The sequence below is a fragment of the Streptomyces sp. NPDC015032 genome (assembly GCF_043080425.1).
GTDB lineage: Bacteria > Actinomycetota > Actinomycetes > Streptomycetales > Streptomycetaceae > Streptomyces.
Map to the genome: position 1 here is coordinate 15,364 of NZ_JBIBVN010000015.1, position 24,934 is coordinate 40,297.

Here is a 24,934-nt window from a genome sequence, read left to right on the forward strand (position 1 = left end):
CTCCTTCGCTCTTCTACGCTGCCGTCATCAGGCCGAACAATCTGTCGTGGACCGCTGCGACGACTGGCTCCTGACGCCAGGGGTGCAATTCGCGAGCAGCTCCGAAGACGATGTTCATTCCTCCGCCCCCGCGTGTGGCCTCCAGTTCGGCGATGGCCTCGGTGAGACTGTCCACCGCCGCTTCGACCTCGCGTTGTCGGATACGGGCGAGCGTAAGGTTTCCCAGCACGATCGCGCGTGACTTTCGCCTGTCCCGTAGCTTCTCCGCCATGCTGGTCAGCAGGGTTTCGGCCCGTCGGTGTTCTCCGAGGGAGAGGTAGCAGGAGCCTGCGAGGCGGCCGAACTGGGTGGGCGATACAAGGTCGGCAGCGGCGTCGCTGCCGTCCGCGTGGTCGAGTTGGCGTTCTGCTAGGGAGAGGGCGCGCTCGCAGTCCGAGGACGAAAGCAGCATGGCGTGTGCCTCAGCGACGTGCAGAAGTGCCAGCCCGGACAGAGCCGGGCTCGTACTCACGTCAATCGCGCGGGGTCGCTAGGGCCGCCGGCGCGGGGGTGGGCGCGGTGGGGTGGCTGGTTGGGCGGCTGGTGGTCAGGAGGAGTACTGCCACGATGGCCTGGACTCCGATGATCAAGGCCTGGGTCTCAGGGGCCTTGACGCCCAGTAGGACCATCGTCGTGTTGACCGCGAAATGGACCGCGATCGACGCGACGACTCCGGCACGTTCGTAGGCGCAGGCGGTGAGCATGGCCATCGGGATGGCGCTGACGGCGAAGAGCACGCCGCTCGGGGACTTCAGGCCCAGTTCGTTCTGGACGGTTCCGTCGATGAAGAACAGCGGCAGGTGCCATACGGCCCAGATGACGCCCAGCACCAGGCCGACCTGGAAGCGACTCATCGACGCGCGCATCCTCGGGTAGGCGGTGCCGCGCCAGCCTGGTTCCTCGGACAGTGGCCCTGAGACCACCATGCTGATGAGGAACGCCGCGGGCCCGCCTTGCCCGGCCATCACTTCCCTTGCGTCCTCCCAGCTCAGTGCGGGGCCGCCCGCCGCGTGCGCCAGCAGTGCGGCCGACAGCACGGTCGCCGAGGCCAGCGCCAGGAGGGGTGGCACCCAGAACAGGGCGGTCCGCCGGAACCGGACCACGTGTTCGGGGGCGGGCCCACCGCGGCGGCCGCGGCGGACCCGGATCACCAGGGCGCCTATCAACGGGCCGAAGGCGCCGAAGAGGAAGGGCAGGGCCGTGGGGGGCTGTGTCGCCGATCCGCCGAGCCCGATCGCCGTGAACCAAGACGCCCAGCTCACGCCGAAGGCGATGGCCATGAACAGGATCAGGTCGCTTCGGCGGCGGTCGGGAGGGGCGGGGGCCGCGAAGGACGTCGGGGATGTGGGGGATGTGGGGGATGTGGGGGATGTGGGGGATGTGGGGGATACAGCGGAAGTTGAAATAGGCATGCCAAAGTTCCCTGTGTCAGGTGTCCATTGGGTGGTCTTGCGTACGCGGGGGTGGGCGGTCGTGCGCGCGGGGGCCGGGATCAGGAGGAGAAGGTTCGCCCCTCGGCGCGCGTCCGCCCGGGGGCCACGCCCAGTTGGCGGGCGAGCCAGGCGGTGATGAGGTTCAGGAGGTCCGGGTCGACCGGGTCGCGCAGGAGGCGGCGGTAGGAGCGGAGGGTGTGGCGCCCGGGGTCGCGGCGCAGGATGTGCGTGAGGTCGGGGACGCGGTGGATCTCGGCCCTGCCCGGCACCAGCCGGTACATCTCGTCCAGGTCGGCGGGGTCCACCTGGAGGTCCTTGTCACCGGTGACGGCCAGGACGGGCGCGTGGATGGCGATCAGATCGTCACGGCTGTCGTGGGCGAGGTTCTCGCGCATCCAGCGGGCGTTGACCGGGACGGCGATGCGTGCCACGTCCGTACGGGTCCTCTTGATCCGGGCGAGGGCCCGCTCGCCCAGGGCCCCCAGGGGTCGCCGCAGGAGGCGGACGGGGGCGGGCATGCCCTGGATGAGCGAGCGGGCCTGCCAGCGCAGGGCCCCCTCTCCCGGACGGGCGTAGCCGGCCAGCAGCACCACCGCCCCCACGTCATGACGTGCGGCGAGGCTCATGGCGTGCAGGGCGCCTTCGCTATGGCCTATGACGCCGACGGCGTCGGGGCGGACGGCGGGGTGGTCGGCCAGGGCGCGCAGGGCGGCGGCCGCGTCCTCGTAGTTGTCGGTGAAGCCGGTGGCCCGCCAGACGCCGGGGGTGGCACCGGCGCCACGCCGGTCGTAGCGGAGCACGGCGACACCCTCCGCCGCGAGGGCGGCAGCCAGCGGTCGGCCGAGGTTCATCCGGACCTTACGGGTGTTGCCCTCGCGGTCCAGAGGGCCGGAGCCGTGCAGGAGCAGGACGACGGGGTGCGGGCCGGAGCCGACAGGCAGGGTCAGGGTGCCGGCCAAAGGGGTCCCGTCGTCCGCGGTGACCGTCATGTCGATGTCGGGCAAGGCTGCGCCTCTCATTGTCCTCAACTACGAGAACGTTATCAGATGTGAGACCATTGGAGTCATGGCAACCGCGAACCTCCTCCTCCACCCCGTCCGGATGCGCATCCTGCAAACTCTGGTCGGCGCCGACGAGCTGACCACCGCACAGCTGCGCGACCGGCTGCCCGACGTCCCGCCGGCCACGATGTACCGGCACATCGCCACCCTCACCCAGGCGGGCATCCTGGAAGTGGTCCATGAAAGGCAGGTTCGCGGCACCGTCGAACGCAGCTACCGGGTACGCCAGGACAAAGCCGTCGTGGACGCCGACGCCCGCACCGCCATGACCAAGGACGATCACCGGCAGTCCTTCACCGTGTTCACCGGGGCTCTGATGGCCGACTTCGACCGCTACCTCGCCCGCGACGACGCCGATCCCGCCCGCGAAGGTGTCGTCTACCGGCAGGGCGCGGTATGGCTGACCGACGACGAATTCGCCGAACTCGTCGAAGAGATCGAAGCCGCCGTCGCCCGCCGCACCCACACCGCCCCCGGTGACGGCCGCACCCGCCACATCATCAGCTTCGTGGTCGTACCCGACGATGCCACCGGTCCCGATGCCGGGACCGATCGGGAGTGTCATGAATTGGGTCCTGGCGTATCTCAACAAGGGCCCGCACAAGGCACATAAGGCAGGTGAAGCGGGCAGACGGTGAGGCGCATGGGCAACGGACAGGCAGCCCCGACCGGCTGCGCACTGATCAGGATCGGCCAGGCCTGGACCGCACCTGCGAGCACGAGCCGCCGACCGCGCCTTGTGGGCGCGGCCGACGGTCTGTTCAGAGGGCGTCAGGCCGCAGTAGCGGCTTCGCGTCCCCTGCGGGTGCGGCGGTGGAGGATTTCATCGAAGGTGGCGCGGGCGCCGGTGGGGTCGATGTAGTGCATGGCCAGCAGGGCGGCGATGACGGCGCCGACGAGGTCGTTCTGGACCTCGGACCAGGCGTGGTCGTCACTGCAGGTGGTGAGGCCCCTCAGGCCATGGAGGGCGTGCATGGCCTCGCCGGCCTCCTCGGCGACTTTGCCGACCTGGAGGCTCTTGAGCTCCTCGTCGGGCAGGTGGGCGCCCGCGGCTCGGTAGACGGCGGAGAGTTTTTCGATGTTGTCCCACAGGGTGTCCACGTCGGACCTCCGATCGATGGGTTCGGCTATTCGTGTGCGGGCCGTCCGAGCTGGCGCACAGCCCATCCGGCCATGCGCCAGGCGTCGGCGTCGATGAGGTTGCGGAGGTCGACGAGGACCGGGTCCGCGACCAGTGGGGCGAGGGCCTTGGGGTCGGCCTCGCGAAAGTGGGGCCACTCGGTGGCCAGGACGATCAGTTCGCTGCCCTGGACGGAGGCGTCGAGGGTTTCGGCATAGTCGAGTTCCGGGTGGCGGCGCAGGGCCGTGGGTACGGCATGCGGGTCGTGGACGGTGACGATCGCGCCCCGCTGGTGCATGAGGGCGGCGACTGCCAAGGCGGGGGATTCGCGGACATCGTCGGTTCCGGCCTTGAAGGAGGCGCCCCAGACGGTGACGCGCACGCCGTCGACGGGGCGGCCGAGAGTCTGCTCGATGAGCTTCAGTGCGGCGGTGGGCCGGGATTCGTTGACCTCCTCGGCGGCCCGCAGAAGGGTCGCGGCTTCGGTGGCGCCGAGAGTACGGGCGGAAGCAGTGAAGGCGCGGACGTCCTTCGGGAGGCAGCCGCCTCCGTAGCCGGGGCCGGCGTTGAGGCCACCGCGGCCGATCCGAGGATCGAGACCGATGGCCTCGGTGAGCTGCTGGACGTCGGCTCCGGCGGCGGTGCACATGTCGGCGACGCCGTTGATGAAGGAGATCTTCATGCCGAGGTAGGCGTTGGCGGCGCCCTTGATGAGTTCGGCGGTGGCGGGATCGGTGACGAAGAGCGGGATCTGGGCCTGCAGGAGCGGTGCGTAGACCTTCCGTACGACGTCCTCGGCGCGGGCCGAAGGGACGCCCACGACGATCCGGTCGGGCCGCAGGGTGTCCTCGATGGCGTGGCCCTCGCGCAGGAACTCGGGGTTCCAGACGACCTCCACCTTGTCTCCGGCCGGGGAGAGGCGGGAGAGGAGGGCGGCGAGGTCGCGGGAGGTGCCGACGGTGACCGTGGACTTGCCGATGATGACGGTCGGGCGGGTCAGGTGCGGTGCGAGGGCACGGGCGGCGCCGAAGACCTGCCCGGTGTCATAACTCCGTCCGTCGGCGTCGATCGGGGTGCCTACGGCGAGGAAGTGGACGTCGGCGAACTCGGCGGCTTCCGCGAGGCTGGTGGTGAACCGCAGCTGCCCGGAGACGGTGTGGGTGGTGAGGAGTTCGGGCAGGCCGTCCTCGTAGATGGGGCACTCGCCGGCGTTGAGGCGGTCGATCTTTGCCTGGTCCAGGTCCACGCCGATGACCTCGTGGCCGATCTCGGCCATGGCAGCGGCGTGGGGAATGCCCAGGTGACCACAGCCGATGACGGATACGCGCATGGGGCCGACGCTCCTTTCCCTGTTCTCGCCCGCCCGGGGAGTCCGGGCCGGCCGGGTGCGTCACGCTAGCGCCCGCACCCGGCAGGTCCCTCTTCCTGCAGGCAGATCAACCAGCCAGCTGCTTCAGGAGATCGGCGAGTGCGGGCAGCGCCTCGGCGGCAGTCGCCCGGCACACCAGGTCGCCGTCCTGGGGCCCTTCCAGCGGGTAGGGCATGAACTGGCCGTCGTGCCAGAAGCCCTCCGGGTCCAGGTAGACGATCTTCATGCCGCGTTCGCGGGCGCGGGCTTGGACCTTGCGTCGGTCGGCGTGCAGGCCGACCACGAGGAGGGCCTTGGCGCCGTCGACCCACTCGACATCGGGCACGGCCTGGTCATACCGGCGCATGAAGCACTCGTCGAGACCGGCGCGCGCGGTAGGTCGTGGCGGAGCCCTCACCGGGGAGGGCGACCACAACGCCGAGACGGCCTTCGCGCGCGGTGTCGGTGGCGAGGTCGCCGAGCCGGGGAACGAAGGGAGCTGCCGTTCCTCACTCGGCTCCCTGCGAGGGAAGGTGGGGAGAACGTCGTCGGGTCATGCCCTGAAGTTAGGGACAGCGCAGACCCCGAATATGAGCTGGAGGAATACGACTCCTATCCATCCAGGTGAAAGCGATCGGACATGCGCCGCAACTTCTCGCGTGTGACGGCCCGTTCGGCGTAGACGATGCTACGGAGGGTCGAGCGGGCGATGGGGTGGTTCCCTACGAGCTGCGGCGCGATGCGCTCGGCTGTCTCCAGCTCGACCAGGGCCTTGTCCCGGTTCCCGTCCCACAACCAGGCCCGCGCGACGTCCATGTGGTGGTGCCCCTGACGGGAGTTGGGCAGCGACCCCACGAGCGCCGGGCTGGTACGGCGGTTTATCTCCAGGGCTTTGCCCTGTTCGCCCATCTCCAGGGCCACACTGATCGCGTGGATCTGCACGTTCCCGGCGGAGAACGTCAGCGAATGCCGGTCGTACACCGGCGCCCCCGTGTACGCGTCCATGCCTTCGGCGGCGTCCTTCGCGTATCCGATCCGGTCCTCCGCCTCCGAGGCGCGGCCGGCCCGGGCAGCGGAGACCGCTGCTCGCAGCTGCAGCGTGCCCCACGCCCGTACGGCCAGCGGATCGCCGTGTTCATACGCCTGCTGCACCGAGGTGATCGCCTTGTCCGAGAGCGCCAGCGCATCGGCCCAGTCCGCCGTGGCCCACATGTCCCAGACTCGCATCCAGTCCGCGATCGCAGGCAGCACCGGATCCCCGGACAACCTGGCTGACCACGCGGCCCGCTCGCATGCCATGGCGACCAACTCGGGGTGACCGAGGGAGTGGGCGGCGGTGTGTGCGAACTTGCAGCCCACCGCGTAGATGGCGTACGCCTCCTCCCGCTCGTGCCCCTGCGACACCTCCGCCAGGGCCCGCGCCTCACGGAACAGGTCCGGCAGAACCCGGAGGATCGCCACATTGGAGGCGGTGTCCCGCAGCCGATGCAGCCGCGTCACCTCACGCCACAGCTGCGGCGCCGGCCGCGGAGTTCCGTCGAAGACGGGTGCGAGGTCGTAGCGGCGCAGCTCGCGCAGGATCGACGAGGCGGCGACCTGCCACTGATTGTCGTCGGGGGAGCTGTTGTACGGGCGCCCGACCAGGTCGTTCGGATGCACGTGCAGCTCGGCGGCCACCTGGTTGAGCAACCCGACCCGGTCCAGCTCGATCAGGCCCCGTTCCATCTTCGACACCCAGCCCTGCGACTTCCCCAGGGTCGTCGCCAGGTCGGCCTGCGGCATGCCCAACCGCAGCCTCGCCCTGTGGACGCGCCGACCGATCTCCTCGGCTTCCTCCAGCATCAGGACACCTCCCAGCCGCCGGACCGCCCGGCGTGATCGCCGGTCCGTCCGTACCGAGTTCGTCACGAGCACGGTACCCGCTGCTTGTACGTCGGCCATCGGGGCGGGAAGCACATCGCTGCGCCATTGATTGCTCGATGTGCGGGTCCGCAACGACGTCGCCGGAGAACGTCGTAGATCAGGTGCGCCGCGGTCGATGTCGAGGCATGAAGCGTGCCGAATCAGAACCCGGCACCCCCGCAACCCCGCACCCCTTAAGGCGGTGGAACCCCCCGGATAAGGTAATGGGTAGATAAAGAGATCACCAAGTGCGTCAAAGAACCGCCGCACATCTCGGGAGGAAGCCATGGGAACCCACCGCACCACGCTGCCCGGAGTCGGCGTGCAGTACGACTACACGACCGAGTCGGGCCAGCACATCTCCGTCGTCGTCCACCACGACGGGCGGCGGTTCATCGGCTTCTACGACCAGGACGATCCCGATTCGTGCCGCCTCTCGGTACCCCTGACACCGCAGGAGGCCACCGGCCTCGCCCACCTCATCGACGCCGCGCCCATCGATGCCGTACGGACCGACGGCATCGATCTCGTCACCGAGCACATTCCGCTCGGGACGCGCTCCCCGTACGGCGGCCGGCTGCTCGGGGACACGAAGGCGCGGACGCGGACGGGGGCGTCGATCGTGGCCGTGCTGCGGACCCACAGCGCGCATCCGTCGCCCGGACCGGACTTCCGGCTGGCCATCGGGGACACGCTCGTCGCCGTCGGTACGCGGGAGGGCGTCGACGCGCTCTCCGAGATCATTGCGGAGGGCTGACCGTGCACGACACGACCGCACTGCTGGTGGAGCTCGGCTCCGTCATTCTGGGCCTCGGGATCATCGGACGGTTGGCCGGGCGGGTAGGGCTCTCGCCGATCCCGCTGTATCTGCTGGCTGGCCTCGCGTTCGGTGACGGCGGGCTGCTGCCGCTCGGGGCCAGTGAGGAATTCACCGCCGTCGGCGCCGAGATCGGGGTCATTCTCCTGCTGCTCCTGCTCGGCCTGGAATACAGCGCCTCGGAGCTGGTGACCAGTCTCAAGACGCAGTACCCGTCCGGCGCCGTGGACTTCGTGCTCAACGCGACCCCGGGGGCGGTGGCCGCGCTGCTGCTCGGATGGGGTCCCGTGGGGGCCGTCGCACTGGCCGGGGTCACCTGGATCTCCTCGTCCGGGGTGATCGCGAAGGTGCTCACCGACCTGGGACGGCTGGGCAACCGGGAGACGCCCGTCATCCTCGGTGTTCTGGTCATCGAGGACCTGTCGATGGCCGTGTATCTGCCGCTGCTCACCGCGATGCTCGCGGGCGTGGGATTCGCCGGGGGCAGCATCGCGCTGCTCATCGCACTCGGCACCGTCGGGTTCGTGCTCTACCTGGCGCTGCGGCACGGGCGGCTGATCAGCCGGGCCGTGTCCTCAGACAACCCGGAGATGCTGCTCCTGGTGGTCCTCGGGCTGACCGTCCTGGTGGCCGGTGTGGCCCAGGAGTTGCAGGTCTCTGCGGCCGTCGGGGCGTTCCTGGTCGGGATCGCGCTGTCGGGCGAGGTCGCCGAGGGGGCGCGCAAGCTGCTGACTCCGCTGCGGGATCTGTTCGCCGCCGTCTTCTTCGTGTTCTTCGGGCTCTCCACCGATCCGTCCGCGATCCCGCCGGTGCTGCTCCCGGCGGCGCTGCTGGCCGTCGTCACCGTGCTCACCAAGATCGGCACCGGGTGGTACGCGGCGCGCCGGGCCGGAATCGGTTCGCGCGGGCGGTGGCGGGCCGGCGGAACGCTCGTCGCCCGCGGTGAGTTCTCCATCGTCATCGCCGGTCTGGCCGTGGCGACCGAGCCCCGTATCGGGCCCCTCGCCACCGCGTACGTCCTCATCCTCGTCATCGTCGGACCGCTCACCGCCCGCTGGACCCAGCCGGTCGCGGCCAGGATCCAGGCCTGGCGGGGCCGGAACAGCAGCGGTGGGACGGCAGGCGGCGGGACGGCGGGCGGCGACGTTCCCGCGAGCCGCCCGGCGCCCGCCGCGCAGGAGGAGTTCGCCTCCTCCGTCGACTGAGCCGGGCCGCGGTGGCGCCGCGTGGTGGCCGCGCTCCGGCGGGAGCGCGCCCGGCTACCGGCGCCCCGGCGGGCCCGTCCCCTCCGTACGGCTCACAGCGGGGTCGCCGCGTGCAGGATCTGCACCAGCGTCACCGCGGCGTTGAGCGACGACAGGGCGGAGACCGCCGTGCCCGCCGTCGCGACGAGCGCCGCCAGGGCGGCATGGGCGGACGACGGGGGCCACAGCCGCGTCGGGGGAACGGGAGCGAGCAGCGCCGCCACCCGGCGCGGTACGGGGCCCCCCGCCGGACCCGGAGCGGTAGCGGCGAAGGCCGCGAAACCGACCGAGGCGTCCGGGGCCCGGTGCGAGAAGAGCGCCGCCTTGCCGACCGCGACCGCCACCACCCGCCGGTCGCCGACCGCACGCGCGGCCTCCTCGTCCGCCCACCGCTCGGTGCTGAACGCCACCGCCGTACGCAGCGGCAGCAGAAACGGGTTGGCGCGCGCCGCGAGTTGGGCGGCCAGCAGGTAGCGGTGGTGACGGCCTGCCAGATGCGCCCGCTCATGGGCGATCAGGGCCCGGCGCTCCCGGGCGTCCAGGCACTGGGCCATCGCGGTCGAGACGACGACCCGGCCCGGGTTGCCGGGCAGTGCGTAGGCGTACGGCTCCGGGTCCGGGAGCAGGGCGACGTCGCCCGAGGTCACGGAAGGGGCCGCGGACAGGGCGCGGCCGGCCCGGACACGCAGCCGCACATGGCGGTAGGCCGTCCAGCCGCATGCCCCGAGCACCGCCGCCAGCACCCCGATCGCGACGATGCCTGCCTTCTCGTCGTACGGCACCGCGTTCCGCACCTCGGGGTCCGACCAGCCGTCCGGCAGCGGATTGCCCGGGAGCTGGGCCGTGCCGACCACCATCAGCAGGGCCAGGCACAGGGTGCTGCACAGGGCGAGCAGCGTGCCGACGACGGCGAGCAGCCGGGTCGCGCTGCGCGGGTGCAGATGCTGTTCGGCCAGCCGGGCGATCGGCAGCGCGGTCAGCGGCAGCACGAGCGGCAGGTAGACGAAGACGCCCATCGGACCGCTATCGGCCTTCCGTGTCGGGAGAGTTGATGGGACCGCCAGGACCGCCGGGACCGATGGGGTCGTCGGGGTCGTCGGGGTCGTTCGGGGCCGCCGCCCGCGTGAGGAGCGCGCGCAGCCGTTCCTCGTCGCCGGGGGACAGGGCCGAGATGAAGTGGGCGAGCACGGCGTCCCGGTCCCGTTCACCGTCCAGGACGCGGCGCATCCGCAGGGCTGCGAGGCCGGCCTCGTCGGAGGCGGACGTCCAGGTGTAGGAGCGGCCCTGGCGGGACCGCGTCACGGCGTTCTTCGCGTAGAGGCGGGAGAGGATCGTGATGACGGTGGTGTACGCGAGGTCGCCGTCGAGGTGTTCCTGCACCCAGCCCGCGGTCGCGGGGCCGTTCGCCGAGTGCAGTACGGCGAGGACCTGGGCCTCCAGTTGGCCCTGCCCGCGTCTGCGGAGCCGCCGGCTGTCGGGGCTCACGGAATCGGGGCGTTCCGTATCGGGGCGTTCGGAATCGGAGTGCACGGGGCCGGGGTGCATGGGGCCGGGGCGTACCGGGGCGGGCACTTCTTCGTGGGGCGGCTCGTTGTCCAATTGGCGGCCGGGCCTGGCCGAGTCCATCTGGGTCCGCCCTTCTGCGATACCGCGTCGGCTGCGGCGTCGCAGCATCCTACTTACATCTGTTTCCGGGACACAGCGGGCACCCGCCCTGCTAACTTCTACACGTCTGTAGAGTTGGCTTCCGTTCCGGCAACACAACGCAACGCAACGTATGGAGACGACGACATGGCACTGTGGGATCGGATCAAGGAATCCGCTTCGTCGATGCAGTCGCAGCTGGAAGCGAAGAAGAACGACCTGAAGAGCGGGGCGTTCCGTGACGCGAGCATGGCCATGTGCGCCCTGGTCGCCGCCGCCGACGGTTCCGTCGACCCGTCCGAACGCCAGCGTGTCGCCTCGCTGATCGCCTCCAACGAAGTTCTGCAGAACTTCCCGGCGGACGATCTGCAGCGCCGCTTCAACGACTACGTGAACAAGCTCACCACCGACTTCGCCTTCGGCAAGGTCAGCGTGCTCCAGGAGATCGGCAAGGCGAAGAAGAAGCCCGCCGAGGCGCGTGCCGTCATCCAGATCGGCATCGTGATCGGCGGCGCCGACGGCGACTTCGACAAGTCGGAGCAGGCCGTCGTGCGGGAGGCGTGCTTCGCCCTCGACCTGCCGCCGCACGAGTTCGACCTGTAGGTCTCCACCCAGTCCGGCGGACCGGCCCACCGGTCCGGCCCCGCCCCCATACCGCCGGAACGACCGCGGACCGGCTGACCACCGGTCCGCGTCCGGCAGGCCGGAGGTGCGCTACTCCCCCGATGCGCACCTCCGGCCACTTTTCTTTCACGGGACCGGGACGCTCCTGACCCGGTCCGGCCGGGCCGCTCTTCACCCCCGTCCGCACGGCTCCGTCCGCACGGCTCCGTCCGCGCGGCCCCCCGGTCACAGTTCCTTGGCCGGCCAGTCGAGCAGCCGGGCGCCGATGACCGCCGTCTGCAGCGTGTAGCGGTGCATCGGGTCGGACGGATCGGAACCGGTCAGCTGATGGATCCGCTCCAGCCGGTAGGTCAGCGCCCGCACGCTCAGCGACAGCCGACGCGCCGTCTCGGCGGCCACACAGCCCGCGTCGAAGTAGGCGGTGAGCGTCCTCAGAAGGGGCTCGGCGCCGCCGCGGGCCCGCTGGAGCGGGCCCAGCTGATTGCGCACCAGATCGGCCATCGCCTGCCGGTCCCGGGTCAGCACCGGATAGACCAGCAGGTCGGAGGCGTACAGCACCGGCTCGTCCAGATTCATCCGCTCCGCGAGTTCGAGCGCTTCGAGCGCCTCGTCGTAGGAGTGGACCACACCGCCGGGGCCCGGGTGCGGGCGGCCGACCGCGACCCGGCCGCCGTCCGTCGCCGCATGCGACTGCTTGGCGAAATACCGCAGGACGTCGGGCTGGCTGCCGGGGGCGATACAGACCAGCCGCCCGTCCTTCGTCGTGATCAGGATCTTCCGGCCGCTGAACCGCGCGAGCAGCGCCGCCTCGACCGTACGCGGTACGGAGTCGGTCTCCGTGTACGCCTCCGGGCCCGTCGCCACCGCGACCGCGTGGGCGCGCGAGAGCCGCAGTCCGAACCGGGTGGCCCGCTCGGCAAGCCGGCCCAAGTCGCTGCGCCCGTACAGCAGGTCGTCGATGAACTCGCGGCGGGCCGCCTCCTCGCGCCGCACGGTGAGCCGCTGGGCCCGCTCGAAGCCCGCGGCGAAGGCGTCGACGGCCTGCTCGACCGCGGCCAGCACGGCATCGGCGGAGGCGGCGTCGCCGGGGGCGGCGCACGGCCAGGCGGTGCGGGTCGTCGCGAGATGGAGGCCGACCAGGGCCCGCAGCTGAAATCCGGCCTCGGCGGCCTCCCGGCCCAGGAGGCGGCGCGCGTCCAGTTCGTCCCGGGTCAGCCTGCGGCCGGTGGCGGCGACTTCGGCCAGAATGCGGGCATAGCCCTCCAGATACTCGTCGGGAATCTCCGGCTCGGTCACACGCACTCCTCACATCCTGACGCGACATTGACACCCACTCAACGCATATGAGCCGGTGCCGGTGCCCGGCATCAAGGACGGGTAAAGATTGCCGGAGTCCGGCAGTGCGGTACGCGGCACCGAGTGACACGATCCGGTCAGCACCAAACGGGGGAACTCGGGGGACACGGGGGTACGGGGGAAGGCCCGGTTGCTGCGGTGCCGCGACGCGCGGCGCCGTAGCACCGTGGTCACCCGCCACCGAGCCGCCCGCAGAACAGACAGGGGGTGGGCCGATGCAGGAATTCCTGAGCGCGGGAACCGCCTTTCCGGCCGTTCTGTTCGGCGCCGCGCTGGTCGTGGTCGTCTTCTTCTGGCTTCTCGTGCTGGCCGGCGCGGCCGATCACCACTCCTTCGACGGGGACCTCGATACGGGCCCGGCCGGGATCAGCGGGGTGCCGGTCACCGTCTCGGTGTCCCTGATGGTCGCCATCGGCTGGTTCACGAGCCTGACCGGTACGGTCCTGCTGCACCGCAGCGGCGTCACCGGCCTCACCCGCGCCGGGCTCGCCTGCGCCGTGCTCGCCGGGGCGCTGCTGACCGCCTGGGTCGTGACGCGGGTGCTGGTGCGCCTGGTGCGCCGGCGCTTCCCGGACGAGCCTCCTCCGTCGCGGCAGGACTTCCTCGGCCGGGTCTGCACGATCCGTACCGGCTCCGTCAGCTCCGACTTCGGCCAGGCCGAGGTCGCGGCGGCCGACGGTTCCACCGCGATGGTCCAGGTCAGGCTGCTCACCGCGGCGGGCGACGCGGACGGCACGAGCGGCACGAGCGGCACGGTGCTCGCCTCGGGCAGTGCGGCGCTCCTGTACGCGTACGACGACGAGGGCGAGTTCTTCTGGGTCTCGCCGTACGACAGGGCCCTGGACCCGGGACCACCGCGTTCCGGCTGACCGGCCCCCCTGCCGCCGCCGCACCGCAACCGCCCCACCGGCACCGCCCCACCGGCACCGGCCCGTGGGAACCGCCCTAGCGGCCCCGCCCACCTTTTCTTCACCTTTCTCACCAGCTGCCAAGGACTGCCATGGATGCCATCACCCTGAGCTTCGGTGTGCTCGTAGCCGTTGTCCTGCTCATCGCCATCGCCCTGCTCCTCGTCATCAGCAGGCTCTTCCGCAAGGTGGAACAGGGCAAGGCGCTGATCATCTCCAAGACCAAGAAGGTCGATGTCACCTTCACCGGGGCCGTCGTCCTGCCGGTGCTGCACAAGGCCGAGTACATGGACATCTCGGTGAAGACCATCGAGATCCGCCGCACCGGGCGCGAGGGGCTGATCTGCCAGGACAACATCCGCGCCGACATCCACATCAACTTCTTCGTACGGGTCAACAAGACCGTCGAGGACGTCATCAAGGTCGCCCAGTCCATCGGTACGGAGCGGGCCAGCGACAAGGTGGCGATCCAGGAGTTCTTCGCCGCGAAGTTCGCCGAGGCGCTCAAGACCGTCGGCAAGCAGCTCGACTTCGTCGACCTGTACACCAAGCGCGAGGAGTTCCGGGACCGCATCATCCGGGTCATCGGCACGGACCTGAACGGCTACCACCTCGACGACGCCGCCATCGACTTCCTTGAGCAGACCCCCATGGCGCAGCTCGACGGCGCCAACATCCTCGACGCGCAGGGCATCCGCAAGATCACCGAGCTGACGGCGATCGAGCACGTCCGCACCAACGAATACCAGCGCACCGAGCAGAAGGAGATCACCCGGCAGAACGTCGACGCCCGGGAGACCATTCTGGAGCTGGAGCGCCGGCAGGCCGAGGCCGAGATCAAGCAGCGCCGCGAGGTCGAGACGCTGCGGGCCCGTGAGGAGGCCGCGACCGCCAAGGTCCAGGAGGAGGAACGGCTCGGCGCCCAGGCCGCGTTCATCCGCACCGAGGAGCAGCTCGGCATCCAGCGCGAGAACCAGGCCCGGGAGGTCGCCGTCGCGCAGAAGAACCGCGAGCGGGTCATCGCCGTGGAGAACGAGCGCATCGAGAAGGACCGGCTGATCGAGGTCATCGGGCGCGAGCGGCAGACCGAACTCGACCGGATCGCCGCGACGAAGGAGGTCGAGGCCGAGCGCCGCGAGGTCGCCGATGTGATCCGGGAGCGGATCGCCGTGGACCGTACGGTCGCGGAGCAGGAGGAGTCCATCAAGACGCTGCGCGCCGTCGAGGAGTCGGAGCGCACCCGCAGGTCGGTCATCATCGCCGCCGAGGCGGAGGCCCAGGAGAAGCTGGTCAAGGACATCAAGGCCGCGGAGGCCGCGGAGGCCGCCGCCACCCACCTGGCCGCCGAGCAGCTGACGCTCGCCGAGGCCCGGCTGAAGACCGCGGACCTGGACGCCCAGGCGAAGCTGCGGCTGGCCGAGGGCATCCAGGCGGAGTCCGCGGCGCCCGGACTCGCCGGGATCCAGGTGCGCGAGGCGGAGGCCGATGTCATCGAGAAGGCCGGTCTCGCCGAGGCCGAGGCCACGTCCGCCCGGCTCAAGGCCGAGGCGGAGGGAGCCAGGCTCAAGGCGCTCGCGGCGGCGGAGGGCACACAGGCCCAGGCGACGGCCGACGCGGCGATGATCGGCGAGAAGCTGAAGGCCGAGGCGGCCGGGCTCACCGAGAAGGCCGCCGCGATGGCGGCGCTGGACGACGCGTCGCGCGGGCACGAGGAGTACCGGCTGCGGCTCGCCGCGGAGAAGGAGATCCGGCTGGCCGGGCTCGATGTGCAGCGGCAGGTCGCCGAGGCGCAGGCGACGGTGCTGGCCACGGGGCTGGAGAACGCCGACATCGACATCGTCGGCGGGGAGTCGGTCTTCTTCGACCGGCTCGTCTCGTCCATCTCGATGGGCAAGAGCCTCGACGGGTTCGTCGAGAACTCGGACACGGCGAAGGCGCTCGCGGGGCCGTGGCTGAACGGCACGTCGTCGTTCACGGACGACCTGACGCGGGTGCTGGGCTCGGTGTCGACGGGGGACGTGCAGAATCTGACGGTGTCGGCGCTGCTGATGCGGATGATGCAGGCGCCCGGGGCGGGGGTCGCGCCGGGTCAGGTGCAGCAACTGCTGGCCGCGGCACGGGAGCTGGGGCTGGCGGACGTTCCGGTGTCCGAGGTGACCGGGGCGGGCGCGTCCGAGGTGACCGGGGCGGGCGCGTCCGAGGTGACCGGGGCAGTCGCGACCGACGTACCCGCCTCGCGGAACGGGTCGCCGGTCGCGTAGCACGGACCGGGCCCCGTCCGGCCCGCCGGTTCGCCCCGGCCGCCGGACGGGCCCGGCCCGCCGCATCCACCCCGCACCACACACCTCGTAGGGAGAGCCGTACGTATGGACACCGACACCACGACCGCACCGCCCGCCGGCGGCCCCGTGGACGCGGGGACCTACGACGTGCTGCGCCGCCGCCTGAACGACCGGGCCGCCGACCTCGCGAGCCGCGCCGAAGCGCTCAACGCGCGGCGCACCGAGGAGTTCGGGTCGACCGAGCTCCGGCTGACCGGTACCGAGCAGATCCGTACCGAGCGGGCCTTGGTGGCCCGCGACCTGGTGGCCGTCGGCGGCCGGCTGCTGTTCGGCTTCGAACGGGGGCCGGGGGCCGCGGACTCCGTCGAGGTGCACGACGTACTCGCCCTGTACGAGCCCGAGTTGGGCGAGGTCGCCCCGGGCGGCGGGCTGCTCGACGACGAGTCCTTCGTACGCGAATTCGCCGCCCTGCACCGCTACTACCGCGACGCCCGCCTCCTGCGGCTGCGCCGGGTGGACGGCAAGCTGCTCGCCGTCTTCCGTACCGGGGAGAGTGCCGACGGCATCCGGGTGCTGCGCTGGGCGCTCGCCCCGGACGGTTCGCCCGGGGCGTTCCTCGACGCGCGCGGCGACCGCGACCATGTCTTCCCGCCGTCGCACGACTTCACCTGGACCGTCGCGGGCCGCGAGTCCCACGTCCTCGGCCGGCACCCGCACATCGCCGTGGGCGGGGACGGGGACGGCACGGGCGCCGTCCTCTTCGTCGACACGCTGGGCGGCACCCTCACCGTCAAGACGGTCGACGACACCGACGCCCCCGACGGGATCTACGAGGAACCGGTCGCCGAACCGCTCCAGTCCCTCGCCGACGCGGATGTCGAACATGCCGCGATCGGACCGCTGGTCCTGCTCCGCGTCCGCCCGTACAACGAGGAGTCCTGGCGGTACCTGGTCCACAACACGCTGCTCGGCACGGTCCTGCGCCTGGACGGCATCGGGCCCGCCTGCCACCGGCTCCCGGAGGACCAGGGGATCATCTTCCCCGGCGGCTACTACCTCACCACCGGCACCGTGAAGACCTTCGACATCGCCGAGCCGCTCACCGGCCCGGTCTTCGAGGGCGCGGTCCGCTCCCCGAACGGCGAGGACGTCCTCTACGTCTTCCGCTCCCCCGACGACGGCCGCGGCCTGCTCCTGCCCTACAACCTGATCCGGCAGGAGGTCGCCACTCCGCTCCAGGGCCGCGGCCACGCCCTGCTCGACGACGGCACGCTCGTCCTGCTGCGGTCCACCGCGACGGGTGACGAACTGGCCCGGGTCCATCCGTTGCAGCGCTGGCACACCCCGTATGTCTCCGACACCCACGCCGCCTCCCGCCCCGCCGGGTCCGGCCCGCTCGCCCGGGTCGGCAACGCCGATCTGGTACGCGGCATCTCCGACTGCCTCGCGCTCGCGCACAGCGCCGCCGAGACCACCCCGACCGCCGCCGTGTACGCACGGCTGGTCGCCGACTGCACCCGCGCCACCGACCGCTACCACTGGCTGACCGACCCCGACCTGGGCGAACTGGCGGCCCCGTTGGCGGAGCTGCGGGACACCGCGCAGCAGGTGCTCGGCGAGTTCGAGACGGTGCGGGAGCTGACCCGGCAGGCCGCCGAAGCGCTGGCCGGGACGGCCGACCGGCTCACCACGCTCGTCCGCCGCATCCGGGGCGAGGCCCCGCGCTCGGCCGCCGCCTGGGTCGACCGGCTCACCGAGCTGCGCCGCGCACACGGTCAGCTGGCGACACTGGCCGAGATGCGGTACGCGGACACCGGGCGGATCGCCGAACTCACCGCCGCCACGGCCGACGACATCGAATCGGCCGCCCAGCGTGCCGTCGCGTTCCTCGGCCGGGACGGCGCCTTCGCCGGCTACCACGAGGACATCGACCGCCTCACCGCCGAGGCGTCCGCGCTCACCGCGGTCGTGGACGCCTCGGCGCTCGGCGACCGGCTGACGGAGATGACGGACGGCCTGAGCACCGTCACCGATGTCGTCGCCGGGCTCGACATCGGTGACGCGACGGTCCGTACATCGATCCTGGAGCGGATCGCCGAGGTGCTCGGCGGGGTCAACCGGGCCCGTGCCACCCTCGCCGCGCGCCGTCGCGAACTCCTGGACCACGAGGGCCGCGCCGAGTTCGCGGCAGAGTTCGCGCTGCTCGGGCAGGCCGTCACGGGGGCCCTGGCCGCGGCGGACACCCCGGACGCCTGTGATGAGCAACTCGCCCGGCTGCTGCTCCAGTTGGAGAACCTGGAGTCGCGGTTCGCGGAGTTCGACGACTTCCTCGCCGAGCTGGCCGAGCGGCGGACGGAGGTGTACGAGGCGTTCTCGGCCCGCAAGCAGACCTTGCAGGACGCCCGCGCCCGGCGGGCGGAGCGGCTGGCGGATTCGGCGGCCCGGGTCCTGGAGACGGTCTCCCGGCGGCTGGCCGCCCTGTCCGACCCGGACGCCGTCCACACGTACTTCGCCTCCGACCCGATGGTCGCCAAGATCCGCCGCACCGCCGACGAGCTGCGCGAACTCGGTGACCCGGTGCGCGCCGAGGAGCTGGACGGGCAGCTGCTGGCAGCCCGCCAGGAGGCCGGGCGGGCGCTGCGGGACCGCAGCGAGCTGTACGCGGACGGCGGCGCCACGATCCTTCTTGGCCGGCACCGGTTCGCGGTGAACACCCAGCCCTTCGACCTGACGCTCGTCCCGCACGGGGAGCGGCTCGCGTTCGCCCTCACCGGCACGGACTACCGGGCGCCGGTCACCGACCCGGAGTTCGAGGCGAGCCGCCCGTACTGGGACCGGACGCTGCCCTCCGAGTCCCCGGACGTCTACCGCGCCGAGCACCTGGCCGCCCGGCTCCTGGACGAGCACGGCGCCGATACCCTCGCCGCCCTGAACGCCGACGAACTCGCCACCCTGGTACGGGAGTCGGCGGCGTCCGCCTACGACGAGGGCTATCAGCGCGGGGTACACGACGAGGACGCCACCGCGATCCTCACCGCCCTGCTCGGCCTGCACGCCGGGGCCGGACTGCTGCGCTGCCCGCCCGCCGTACGGGCGGCGGCGCAGCTCTTCTGGGTGTACGGCACGGACGAGACCCGGCGTACCTCCTGGACCCGGCGGGCCCTCTCGCTGGCCCGCGCCCGTGAGACGTTCGGCCTCGCCCCGGCCATCGGGGCCCTCCAGGAGGAATGGGCGGACGCCATCCGGGCCGACGGGTGCCGGGGCGGGGAATCCCGGGGCGAGGAGTCCAGGGGCAGGGAATCCCGGGGCGGGGAATCCCGGACCGACGACGCGCGGGCCGACGACGCGGAGGCCGACGACGCGCGGGCCGTCGCCGCGTACCTCTTCGAGGAGCTGACGAGCGGCCCCGTCGGATTCGTCACGAGCGCCGGCGTCCGTACGTTCCTCGACAAGTTCCGCCGTACGACGGGTTCTTCGGCGTACGACGAGGACCTCGCCGCCCTCCACGACGACCTCCCCGCCCGGCGCCAGCTGGTCGAGGGCTGGCTCGCCCCGTACGCCTCGGCGAGCGGTACGGAGATGGACGCGGGCGATCTGGCGGAGGCCGTCGCCGTGGAACTCTGCCCGGAGCCGGTGCTCGCCCGGTACGAGTGCGACGCGCCGCTCACCGCGACCGTGGACGGCCTGCTCGGCACCCACCCGCGCGTCGACCGGGGCCGGCTCACCGTCCGCCTCGACGAACTCCTCACCCGCACCGCCGAGTTCCGCACCACCGCCGTTCCCGGGTTCCGCGCCTACCAGCGGCTGCGCACCGCACTCGTCACCGCCGAGCGCACCCGGCTGCGGCTGGACGACCACCGGCCGCGCGTCATGTCGGCCTTCGTCCGCAACCGCCTCCTGGACGAGGTGTATCTGCCGCTGATCGGCGACAGCCTCGCCAAACAGATCGGCACCGCCGACGCCGACCGGCGCACCGACTCACAGGGCCTGCTGCTGCTCGTATCGCCGCCCGGCTACGGCAAGACGACGCTCATGGAGTACGTCGCCGACCGCCTCGGCCTGGTCCTCGTCAAGATCAGCGGACCGAACCTCGGCCACGACGTGACCTCCCTCGATCCGGCACAGGCGCGCACCGCGACCGCCCGCCAGGAGATCGAGAAGATCAACTTCGCCCTGGAGTCGGGCAACAACACCCTCCTCTACCTCGACGACATCCAGCACACCTCGCCCGAACTGCTCCAGAAGTTCATTCCGCTCTGCGACGCCACCCGCCGGATCGAGGGCGTCCGGGACGGCGAACCGCGCAGCTACGACCTGCGGGGCAAGCGGTTCGCGGTATGCATGGCGGGCAATCCGTACACCGAGTCCGGGGCGCGCTTCCGCGTCCCCGACATGCTCGCCAACCGGGCCGACGTATGGAATCTCGGCGAGGTGCTGAGCGGCCGCGAGGACGTCTTCGCGCTGAGCTTCGTCGAGAACGCGCTGACCGCCAACCCGGTGCTGGCACCGCTCGCCGGCCGTTCCCGCGACGACCTCGCGCTGTTCCTCCGGCTCGCCGCCGGCCCGGCGCACGCAGCCGGCGCGGACCGGCTCGACCATCCCTACGCACCCGCCGAGGTGGACCGGATCGTCTCGGTCCTGCGCCATCTGCTGGCCGCCCGGGACACGGTGCTGGCCGTGAACGCCGCGTACATCGCCTCGGCCGCGCAGACGGACGCGACGCGCACCGAGCCGCCGTTCCAGCTCCAGGGCTCGTACCGCAACATGAACAAGATCGCCCAGCGGATCGTGCCGGTGATGAACGAGGCGGAGCTGTCCGCCGTCATCGACGACCACTACGCGGGCGAGGCCCAGACGCTGACCACCGGCGCGGAGTCCAACCTGCTGAAGCTCGCCGCGCTGCGCGGGCGGCTCACCGCCGAACAGTCCGCGCGCCGGTCCGCGATCAACGCCTCCTACGTCCGCACACAGACACTCGGCGGCCCGGACGGCGACCCGGTGACGCGAGCGGTCGCCGCGCTGGGGCTGCTCGCGGACCGGATCGCGGCGGTCGAATCGGCGATCGTCCGGGTCGCGGACCCGCGCCACCTGCTCGCCGGCCCGCACGCCCGGCACGCGGCACGCCCCCTGGACGCTCCCGAGGAAGATCGCTGACCGACGGATACGACACGGAGGAGCAAGGCATGCTGGGTTCCGTGCCTCCACTTCCCCAACAGTCCCAACGCTCCCCGTTCGGCGGACACATGGTCGTCTGCGGCGACGACGCGCTGGCCCAGCGGCTCGCCGGAGAGCTGCGCTACGTGTACGGGGAGCGGGTCACCCTCGTCCTGCCGCCCGGACGCGACACGCACCGGCCGGAACTGCCGCTGACCGGCCGGGGCCGGGCGGCGGCGCTCTTCGGCCGGATGTCGCAGGCGATGAACCGCACCGCCGGAACCGGGCCCGCGGGTGCCACCGGGGACGGCGACACCAACGCCGGGGTCGAGGCGGTGCGCATCCTGGAGGCGGCGGAACCGTCCGACGAGATCTTCGAGGAGGCGGGCGTCGGATCGGCCGCCGCACTGGCCCTGGTCTACGACGACGACGAGCGCAACATCCGCGGCGCGTTGACCGCCCGCCGGCTCAACCCCCGGCTCCGGCTGGTCATCAGGCTCTACAACCGCAAGCTGGGCCAGTACCTGGAGACCCTGCTCGACCAGGCCGCCGCCGTCGCCGCGCCCGAGTTCGACCGCAGCGCACTGGACACCTCGACGACCGTCCTCTCCGATGCCGACACCGTCGCGCCCGCCCTCGCGGCATCCGCGCTCACCGGCTCCAGCAAGGTCATCCAGGCCGAGGGCCTGCTGCTGCACGCCGCCGAACGGACCCCGCCCCAGGACGGCCGGATCGCCGACCCCGGTCTGTGCACCCTGGCGCTGCTCTCCTCCACCGCCCATGACCCGGCGGGCACCGAGGGCTCCGACAGCAGCGGCGACGACGGCCCCCTGCTCCTGCCCGACGAACGGCAGGTGGCCGCCGCGACGGGCCGGGGCACGATCGTCCTGGAAGCGGTCAGCCGGGCGGGCCCGGCCGGTCCGCCGCCCCGGATGGGCGGCAGGGGCGCACCGCTCGGCCAGTTCTTCTCCCCGCGGCTGCGCTGGTCGGCACTGGGCGTCGGCCTGGCCGTGCTGGGCCTCGCCATCGCCTCCACGCTCACCACCGGCGACGATCCCTTGCACGCCGCGTATCTGACGCTGCTGGACCTGTTCGCCATGGGCGACCCGGCGATCGGCGACCCGTCGGCCCGCCAGGTGATCCAACTCCTCTCGGGCGTCGCCGGGTTGATGCTGCTGCCGCTGCTCGTGGCGGGCGTGCTGGAGGCTTTCGGCTCGCTCCGTACGGCGTCCTCCCTGCGCCGCCCGCCACGCGGTCTCTCCGGCCATGTGGTGCTGCTCGGCCTCGGCAAGATCGGTACGCGGGTCCTCGTCCGGCTGCGTGAACTCGGCATTCCCGTGGTGTGCGTGGAGGACGATCCCGATGCACGCGGCATCCCCGTGGCCCGGCGGCTGCACGTCCCGGTGGTCCTCGGTGACGTCACGCAGGAGGGCGTGCTGGAGGCGGCGAAGATCCAGCGCGCCCGCGCGCTCCTCGCCCTGACCAGCGCCGACACCACCAACCTGGAGGCCGCGCTGTACGCCCGCTCGGTCAAGCCGGATCTGCGCGTCACGCTGCGGCTGTTCGAGGACGAGTTCGCCACCGCCGTCTACCGCACCCTGCGCACCGCCCACCCGCAGGCCCTGACCCGCTCCCGCTCCGTGACCCACCTGGCCGCTCCGTCCTTCGCCGTGGCCATGATGGGCCGCCAGATCCTGGGGGCGATCCCGGTCGAACGGAAGGTGATGCTGTTCGCGGCGATCGAGGTCGCGGGACACCCGCAGCTGGAGGGCCGCACGGTGGAACAGGCGTTCCGGGCGGGTGCCTGGCGGGTCCTCGCCCTGGACGCGACCCCGCCCGAGGACCGCCGCCCGGACCTGACCGCGCCCGCCCCCACGTCCCCGGACCGCCCGTCGAACCTGGTCTGGGATCTGCACCCCGGGTACGTGCTGCGCCCCCAGGGCCGCGTGGTGATCGCGGCAACCCGGCGGGGCCTGGCCGAACTCCTCCGCAGACGCCGCCCGGTGGCCCCGAGGCCGTAGCGGGGGCCGGTGGTCCCGAGGCCGTAGCGGGGGCCGGTGGACGCCGAAATCCGGATGCCCGGCACGTGCCCCGGTCCCTACCCTGCCCCCATGGACACGGCCCCCGCACTCCTGAACGTGATCGACATCGAGGCGACGTGCTGGGACAGGCAGCCGCCGCCCGGTGCGGTGAGCGAGATCATCGAGATCGGGCTGACGGTCGTCGACCTGCGGTCGGCGCAGAGGCTGTCGCGCCACCGGATCCTGGTCCGGCCCGCCCGGTCCACCGTCAGCGCGTTCTGCACGGAGCTGACCGGCCTGACCCAGGCCGAGGTGGACACGGGCGTGTCCTTCGCCAAGGCCTGCCGCCTGCTGGCGGCCGAGCACGAGTCGGGCACACGTCCCTGGGCCAGCTGGGGCGACTACGACCGCAACCAGTTCACCCGCCAGTGCCGGGCCACCGGAACCCGCTATCCGTTCGGCCACCGCCACACCAACGCCAAGCTCCCCTTCACCGCCGTCCACGGCCTGCGCAAACGCCCCGGCATGGCCCAGGCCCTGAAGGTGGCGGGCCTCCCCCTGGAGGGCCGCCACCACAGCGGCGCGGACGATGCCTGGAACATCGCGGCACTGATCCTGGACGTGGCGGCCCGGGGCGCCTGGCCGGCCGCGGACTGACCGGCCGTCGGCCTACAGGCCTACAGCACGCCCCCCATCACCCCCCGTACCTCGTCCAGCGTCGCCTCGGCGATCTCGTTCGCCCGCTCGTTCCCGGCCCGGAGCACCGACCGCACGTACGCCATGTCCTGCGCGTACGCGGCGCGCCGGGCCCGGATCGGCGCCATCCGGCTGTTGACGGCCTCGGTCACGGTCCGCTTGAGCACAGCCGCACCACCCCCGCCGATCTCCTCGGCCACGGCGTGCGGATCGCGGTCCAGACAGAGCGCGGCCAGCAGCACGAGCGAGGACACCCCGGGCCGGGTCTCCGGTTCGTAGGTGATGTGCCGCTCGGCGTCCGTCTTCGCCCCGCGGATCAGCCGCGCCGTCTCGTCGGCGGTGGCGCCGAGCGGGATGGAGTTGCCGCGGCTCTTGCTCATCTTGGTGCCGTCGGTGCCGAGCAGGAGCGGCGCGGCGGAGAGCAGCGCGTCCGGCTCAGGGAAGACCGCCCCGTACCGCTCGTTGAAGCGGCGGGCGACGGTCCGGGTCACTTCGAGGTGCGGCAGCTGGTCCTGCCCGACCGGCACCAGATTGCCCTTGCAGAACAGGATGTCGGCGGCCTGGTGCACGGGATAGGTGAACATCAGCCCGCTGACGGCGGACTGCCGGGAGTGCGCGATCTCGTCCTTGACGGTGGGGTTGCGGTTCAGCTCGGCAACGGAGACGAGGCTGAGGAAGGGCAGCATCAGCTGGTTGAGCGCGGGCACGGCGCTGTGGTTGAAGACCGTCGAGCGTGCCGGGTCGATCCCGATGGCCAGGTAGTCCAGCAGCATCCCTTCCATGTGCTCGGTGAGCCGGTCGGCGAGGTCCCGGTCGATGATCACCTGGTAGTCGGCGATGATCAGGAAGACGTCCACACCGAGGTCCTGGAGCCGGACACGGTTGTGGAGGGTGCCGAAGTAGTGCCCGAGATGCAGCGGCCCGGTGGGCCGGTCCCCGGTCATCACCCGGAACCGGCCGGGGGTCCGCCCGATCTGCTCCTCCAGTTCGGCACTGCGGGACTGGGCGGGGGCGGGCGCGGGGGCGGGCGCGGGCGCGGTTGCGGTGGCTGTGTTCACCGTGTGCACCGTTTTCATGGGGCTCTCCTCGCGAGTGGTGGTTGCGTGGAGGACGGCCCGCCGGGATCGGCATCCGTACCCGTACGAGGGCAGAGAAAAAGGGCCGTCCATATCGAACGGCCCTGGTTCCGTGCAGATGAGGCGGCCGCTCCTAGAAGGAGCGCCACCAGTTTCGGCACGGTACGGAGGTCATGTGAGCGAGCTTAACGGAGGCGGGCTCGGCCCAC

At 71.7% G+C, this 24,934-nt stretch carries 20 protein-coding genes; 9 read left to right on the forward strand and 11 right to left on the reverse strand.

Translation table 11 applies throughout. From position 1 onward, the window contains the following. Nucleotides 1-13: 13 nt before the first annotated feature. The 3 genes from ACF08M_RS21705 to ACF08M_RS21715 all read right to left on the reverse strand — a co-directional run bounded on the left by ACF08M_RS21705 (nucleotide 14) and on the right by ACF08M_RS21715 (nucleotide 2,476). Nucleotides 14-451, reverse strand: coding sequence for a hypothetical protein (locus ACF08M_RS21705; RefSeq protein WP_392186891.1), 438 nt, complete (start codon nucleotides 449-451; stop codon nucleotides 14-16). A 61-nt stretch (nucleotides 452-512) separates the two neighbouring features. Further along, a complete protein-coding gene (locus ACF08M_RS21710; protein WP_392186892.1) occupies nucleotides 513-1,319 on the reverse strand; it encodes a CPBP family intramembrane glutamic endopeptidase in 807 nt (268 codons plus the stop codon). Between the two features lie 212 nt (nucleotides 1,320-1,531). Then, a complete protein-coding gene (locus ACF08M_RS21715; protein ID WP_392186893.1) occupies nucleotides 1,532-2,476 on the reverse strand; it encodes an alpha/beta hydrolase family protein in 945 nt (314 codons plus the stop codon). Between the two features lie 61 nt (nucleotides 2,477-2,537). On the opposite strand from ACF08M_RS21715, the gene ACF08M_RS21720 reads away from it, so the two are divergent. Beyond that, nucleotides 2,538-3,146, forward strand: coding sequence for a helix-turn-helix domain-containing protein (locus tag ACF08M_RS21720; protein WP_392186894.1), 609 nt, complete (start codon nucleotides 2,538-2,540; stop codon nucleotides 3,144-3,146). A gap of 158 nt (nucleotides 3,147-3,304) precedes the next feature. On the opposite strand, the gene ACF08M_RS21725 is transcribed toward ACF08M_RS21720, so the two are convergent. The 4 genes from ACF08M_RS21725 to ACF08M_RS21740 all read right to left on the reverse strand — a co-directional run bounded on the left by ACF08M_RS21725 (nucleotide 3,305) and on the right by ACF08M_RS21740 (nucleotide 6,843). After that, complete coding sequence (locus ACF08M_RS21725) at nucleotides 3,305-3,634, reverse strand: MazG-like family protein (RefSeq protein WP_392186895.1); 330 nt, start codon at nucleotides 3,632-3,634, stop codon at nucleotides 3,305-3,307. Nucleotides 3,635-3,660: 26 nt separating this feature from the next. Continuing rightward, nucleotides 3,661-4,983, reverse strand: a complete 1,323-nt coding sequence (locus ACF08M_RS21730; protein WP_392186896.1) for a UDP-glucose dehydrogenase family protein — start codon at nucleotides 4,981-4,983, stop codon at nucleotides 3,661-3,663. 106 nt (nucleotides 4,984-5,089) lie between these two features. Next, the gene (locus ACF08M_RS21735) at nucleotides 5,090-5,368 is read right to left on the reverse strand and encodes a hypothetical protein (RefSeq protein ID WP_392186897.1); all 279 of its coding nucleotides are present in this window, start codon (nucleotides 5,366-5,368) and stop codon (nucleotides 5,090-5,092) included. A gap of 245 nt (nucleotides 5,369-5,613) precedes the next feature. Then, on the reverse strand, nucleotides 5,614-6,843 hold the full coding sequence (locus ACF08M_RS21740) for a helix-turn-helix domain-containing protein (RefSeq protein ID WP_392186898.1): 1,230 nt from the start codon (nucleotides 6,841-6,843) through the stop codon (nucleotides 5,614-5,616). 346 nt (nucleotides 6,844-7,189) lie between these two features. Between ACF08M_RS21740 and ACF08M_RS21745 the strand changes: the two genes are divergently transcribed. Together ACF08M_RS21745 and ACF08M_RS21750 are read left to right on the forward strand one after the other, a co-directional pair. Further along, entirely contained in the window at nucleotides 7,190-7,660 is a 471-nt protein-coding gene (locus ACF08M_RS21745) for a cation:proton antiporter regulatory subunit (protein WP_392186899.1), read from the forward strand. A 2-nt stretch (nucleotides 7,661-7,662) separates the two neighbouring features. Beyond that, a complete protein-coding gene (locus tag ACF08M_RS21750; protein ID WP_392186900.1) occupies nucleotides 7,663-8,925 on the forward strand; it encodes a cation:proton antiporter in 1,263 nt (420 codons plus the stop codon). 92 nt (nucleotides 8,926-9,017) lie between these two features. On the opposite strand, the gene ACF08M_RS21755 is transcribed toward ACF08M_RS21750, so the two are convergent. Both ACF08M_RS21755 and ACF08M_RS21760 read right to left on the reverse strand, forming a co-directional pair. Then, a complete protein-coding gene (locus ACF08M_RS21755) occupies nucleotides 9,018-9,980 on the reverse strand; it encodes a M56 family metallopeptidase (protein WP_392186901.1) in 963 nt (320 codons plus the stop codon). Between the two features lie 7 nt (nucleotides 9,981-9,987). Beyond that, nucleotides 9,988-10,449: a BlaI/MecI/CopY family transcriptional regulator gene (locus ACF08M_RS21760; RefSeq protein ID WP_392187020.1), complete on the reverse strand. Its 462-nt coding sequence runs from the start codon at nucleotides 10,447-10,449 to the stop codon at nucleotides 9,988-9,990. A gap of 306 nt (nucleotides 10,450-10,755) precedes the next feature. On the opposite strand from ACF08M_RS21760, the gene ACF08M_RS21765 reads away from it, so the two are divergent. After that, complete coding sequence (locus ACF08M_RS21765) at nucleotides 10,756-11,211, forward strand: tellurite resistance TerB family protein (RefSeq protein ID WP_392186902.1); 456 nt, start codon at nucleotides 10,756-10,758, stop codon at nucleotides 11,209-11,211. A gap of 246 nt (nucleotides 11,212-11,457) precedes the next feature. On the opposite strand, the gene ACF08M_RS21770 is transcribed toward ACF08M_RS21765, so the two are convergent. Next, nucleotides 11,458-12,528: a PucR family transcriptional regulator gene (locus ACF08M_RS21770; RefSeq protein ID WP_392186903.1), complete on the reverse strand. Its 1,071-nt coding sequence runs from the start codon at nucleotides 12,526-12,528 to the stop codon at nucleotides 11,458-11,460. A 275-nt stretch (nucleotides 12,529-12,803) separates the two neighbouring features. Between ACF08M_RS21770 and ACF08M_RS21775 the strand changes: the two genes are divergently transcribed. The 5 genes from ACF08M_RS21775 to ACF08M_RS21795 all read left to right on the forward strand — a co-directional run bounded on the left by ACF08M_RS21775 (nucleotide 12,804) and on the right by ACF08M_RS21795 (nucleotide 23,610). After that, nucleotides 12,804-13,457, forward strand: coding sequence for a hypothetical protein (locus ACF08M_RS21775; protein WP_392186904.1), 654 nt, complete (start codon nucleotides 12,804-12,806; stop codon nucleotides 13,455-13,457). A gap of 131 nt (nucleotides 13,458-13,588) precedes the next feature. Further along, nucleotides 13,589-15,757: a flotillin family protein gene (locus ACF08M_RS21780; protein ID WP_392186905.1), complete on the forward strand. Its 2,169-nt coding sequence runs from the start codon at nucleotides 13,589-13,591 to the stop codon at nucleotides 15,755-15,757. A gap of 105 nt (nucleotides 15,758-15,862) precedes the next feature. Beyond that, nucleotides 15,863-20,932 (forward strand): DNA repair ATPase, encoded by a 5,070-nt coding sequence (locus tag ACF08M_RS21785; RefSeq protein ID WP_392186906.1) that lies wholly within the window; start codon nucleotides 15,863-15,865, stop codon nucleotides 20,930-20,932. 29 nt (nucleotides 20,933-20,961) lie between these two features. Then, nucleotides 20,962-22,953 (forward strand): NAD-binding protein, encoded by a 1,992-nt coding sequence (locus ACF08M_RS21790; RefSeq protein ID WP_392186907.1) that lies wholly within the window; start codon nucleotides 20,962-20,964, stop codon nucleotides 22,951-22,953. Between the two features lie 90 nt (nucleotides 22,954-23,043). Then, on the forward strand, nucleotides 23,044-23,610 hold the full coding sequence (locus tag ACF08M_RS21795; RefSeq protein WP_392186908.1) for an exonuclease domain-containing protein: 567 nt from the start codon (nucleotides 23,044-23,046) through the stop codon (nucleotides 23,608-23,610). Nucleotides 23,611-23,630: 20 nt separating this feature from the next. Here the strand turns inward: ACF08M_RS21795 and trpS are convergent, their stop codons facing one another. Then, on the reverse strand, nucleotides 23,631-24,725 hold the full coding sequence (gene trpS, locus ACF08M_RS21800) for a tryptophan--tRNA ligase (protein WP_392186909.1): 1,095 nt from the start codon (nucleotides 24,723-24,725) through the stop codon (nucleotides 23,631-23,633). Nucleotides 24,726-24,934 lie beyond the last annotated feature (209 nt).

Coding starts and splice junctions, on each gene's coding strand:
- ACF08M_RS21705 (WP_392186891.1), bottom strand. CDS start 451: ATGCTGCTTTCGTCCTCGGACTGCGAGCGCGCCCTCTCCCTAGCAGAA.
- ACF08M_RS21710 (WP_392186892.1), bottom strand. CDS start 1,319: ATGGCCATCGCCTTCGGCGTGAGCTGGGCGTCTTGGTTCACGGCGATC.
- ACF08M_RS21720 (WP_392186894.1), top strand. CDS start 2,538: ATGGCAACCGCGAACCTCCTCCTCCACCCCGTCCGGATGCGCATCCTG.
- ACF08M_RS21730 (WP_392186896.1), bottom strand. CDS start 4,983: ATGCGCGTATCCGTCATCGGCTGTGGTCACCTGGGCATTCCCCACGCC.
- ACF08M_RS21735 (WP_392186897.1), bottom strand. CDS start 5,368: ATGCGCCGGTATGACCAGGCCGTGCCCGATGTCGAGTGGGTCGACGGC.
- ACF08M_RS21740 (WP_392186898.1), bottom strand. CDS start 6,843: ATGCTGGAGGAAGCCGAGGAGATCGGTCGGCGCGTCCACAGGGCGAGG.
- ACF08M_RS21745 (WP_392186899.1), top strand. CDS start 7,190: ATGGGAACCCACCGCACCACGCTGCCCGGAGTCGGCGTGCAGTACGAC.
- ACF08M_RS21755 (WP_392186901.1), bottom strand. CDS start 9,980: ATGGGCGTCTTCGTCTACCTGCCGCTCGTGCTGCCGCTGACCGCGCTG.
- ACF08M_RS21765 (WP_392186902.1), top strand. CDS start 10,756: ATGGCACTGTGGGATCGGATCAAGGAATCCGCTTCGTCGATGCAGTCG.
- ACF08M_RS21775 (WP_392186904.1), top strand. CDS start 12,804: ATGCAGGAATTCCTGAGCGCGGGAACCGCCTTTCCGGCCGTTCTGTTC.
- ACF08M_RS21780 (WP_392186905.1), top strand. CDS start 13,589: ATGGATGCCATCACCCTGAGCTTCGGTGTGCTCGTAGCCGTTGTCCTG.
- ACF08M_RS21785 (WP_392186906.1), top strand. CDS start 15,863: ATGGACACCGACACCACGACCGCACCGCCCGCCGGCGGCCCCGTGGAC.
- ACF08M_RS21790 (WP_392186907.1), top strand. CDS start 20,962: ATGCTGGGTTCCGTGCCTCCACTTCCCCAACAGTCCCAACGCTCCCCG.
- ACF08M_RS21795 (WP_392186908.1), top strand. CDS start 23,044: ATGGACACGGCCCCCGCACTCCTGAACGTGATCGACATCGAGGCGACG.
- trpS (WP_392186909.1), bottom strand. CDS start 24,725: ATGAAAACGGTGCACACGGTGAACACAGCCACCGCAACCGCGCCCGCG.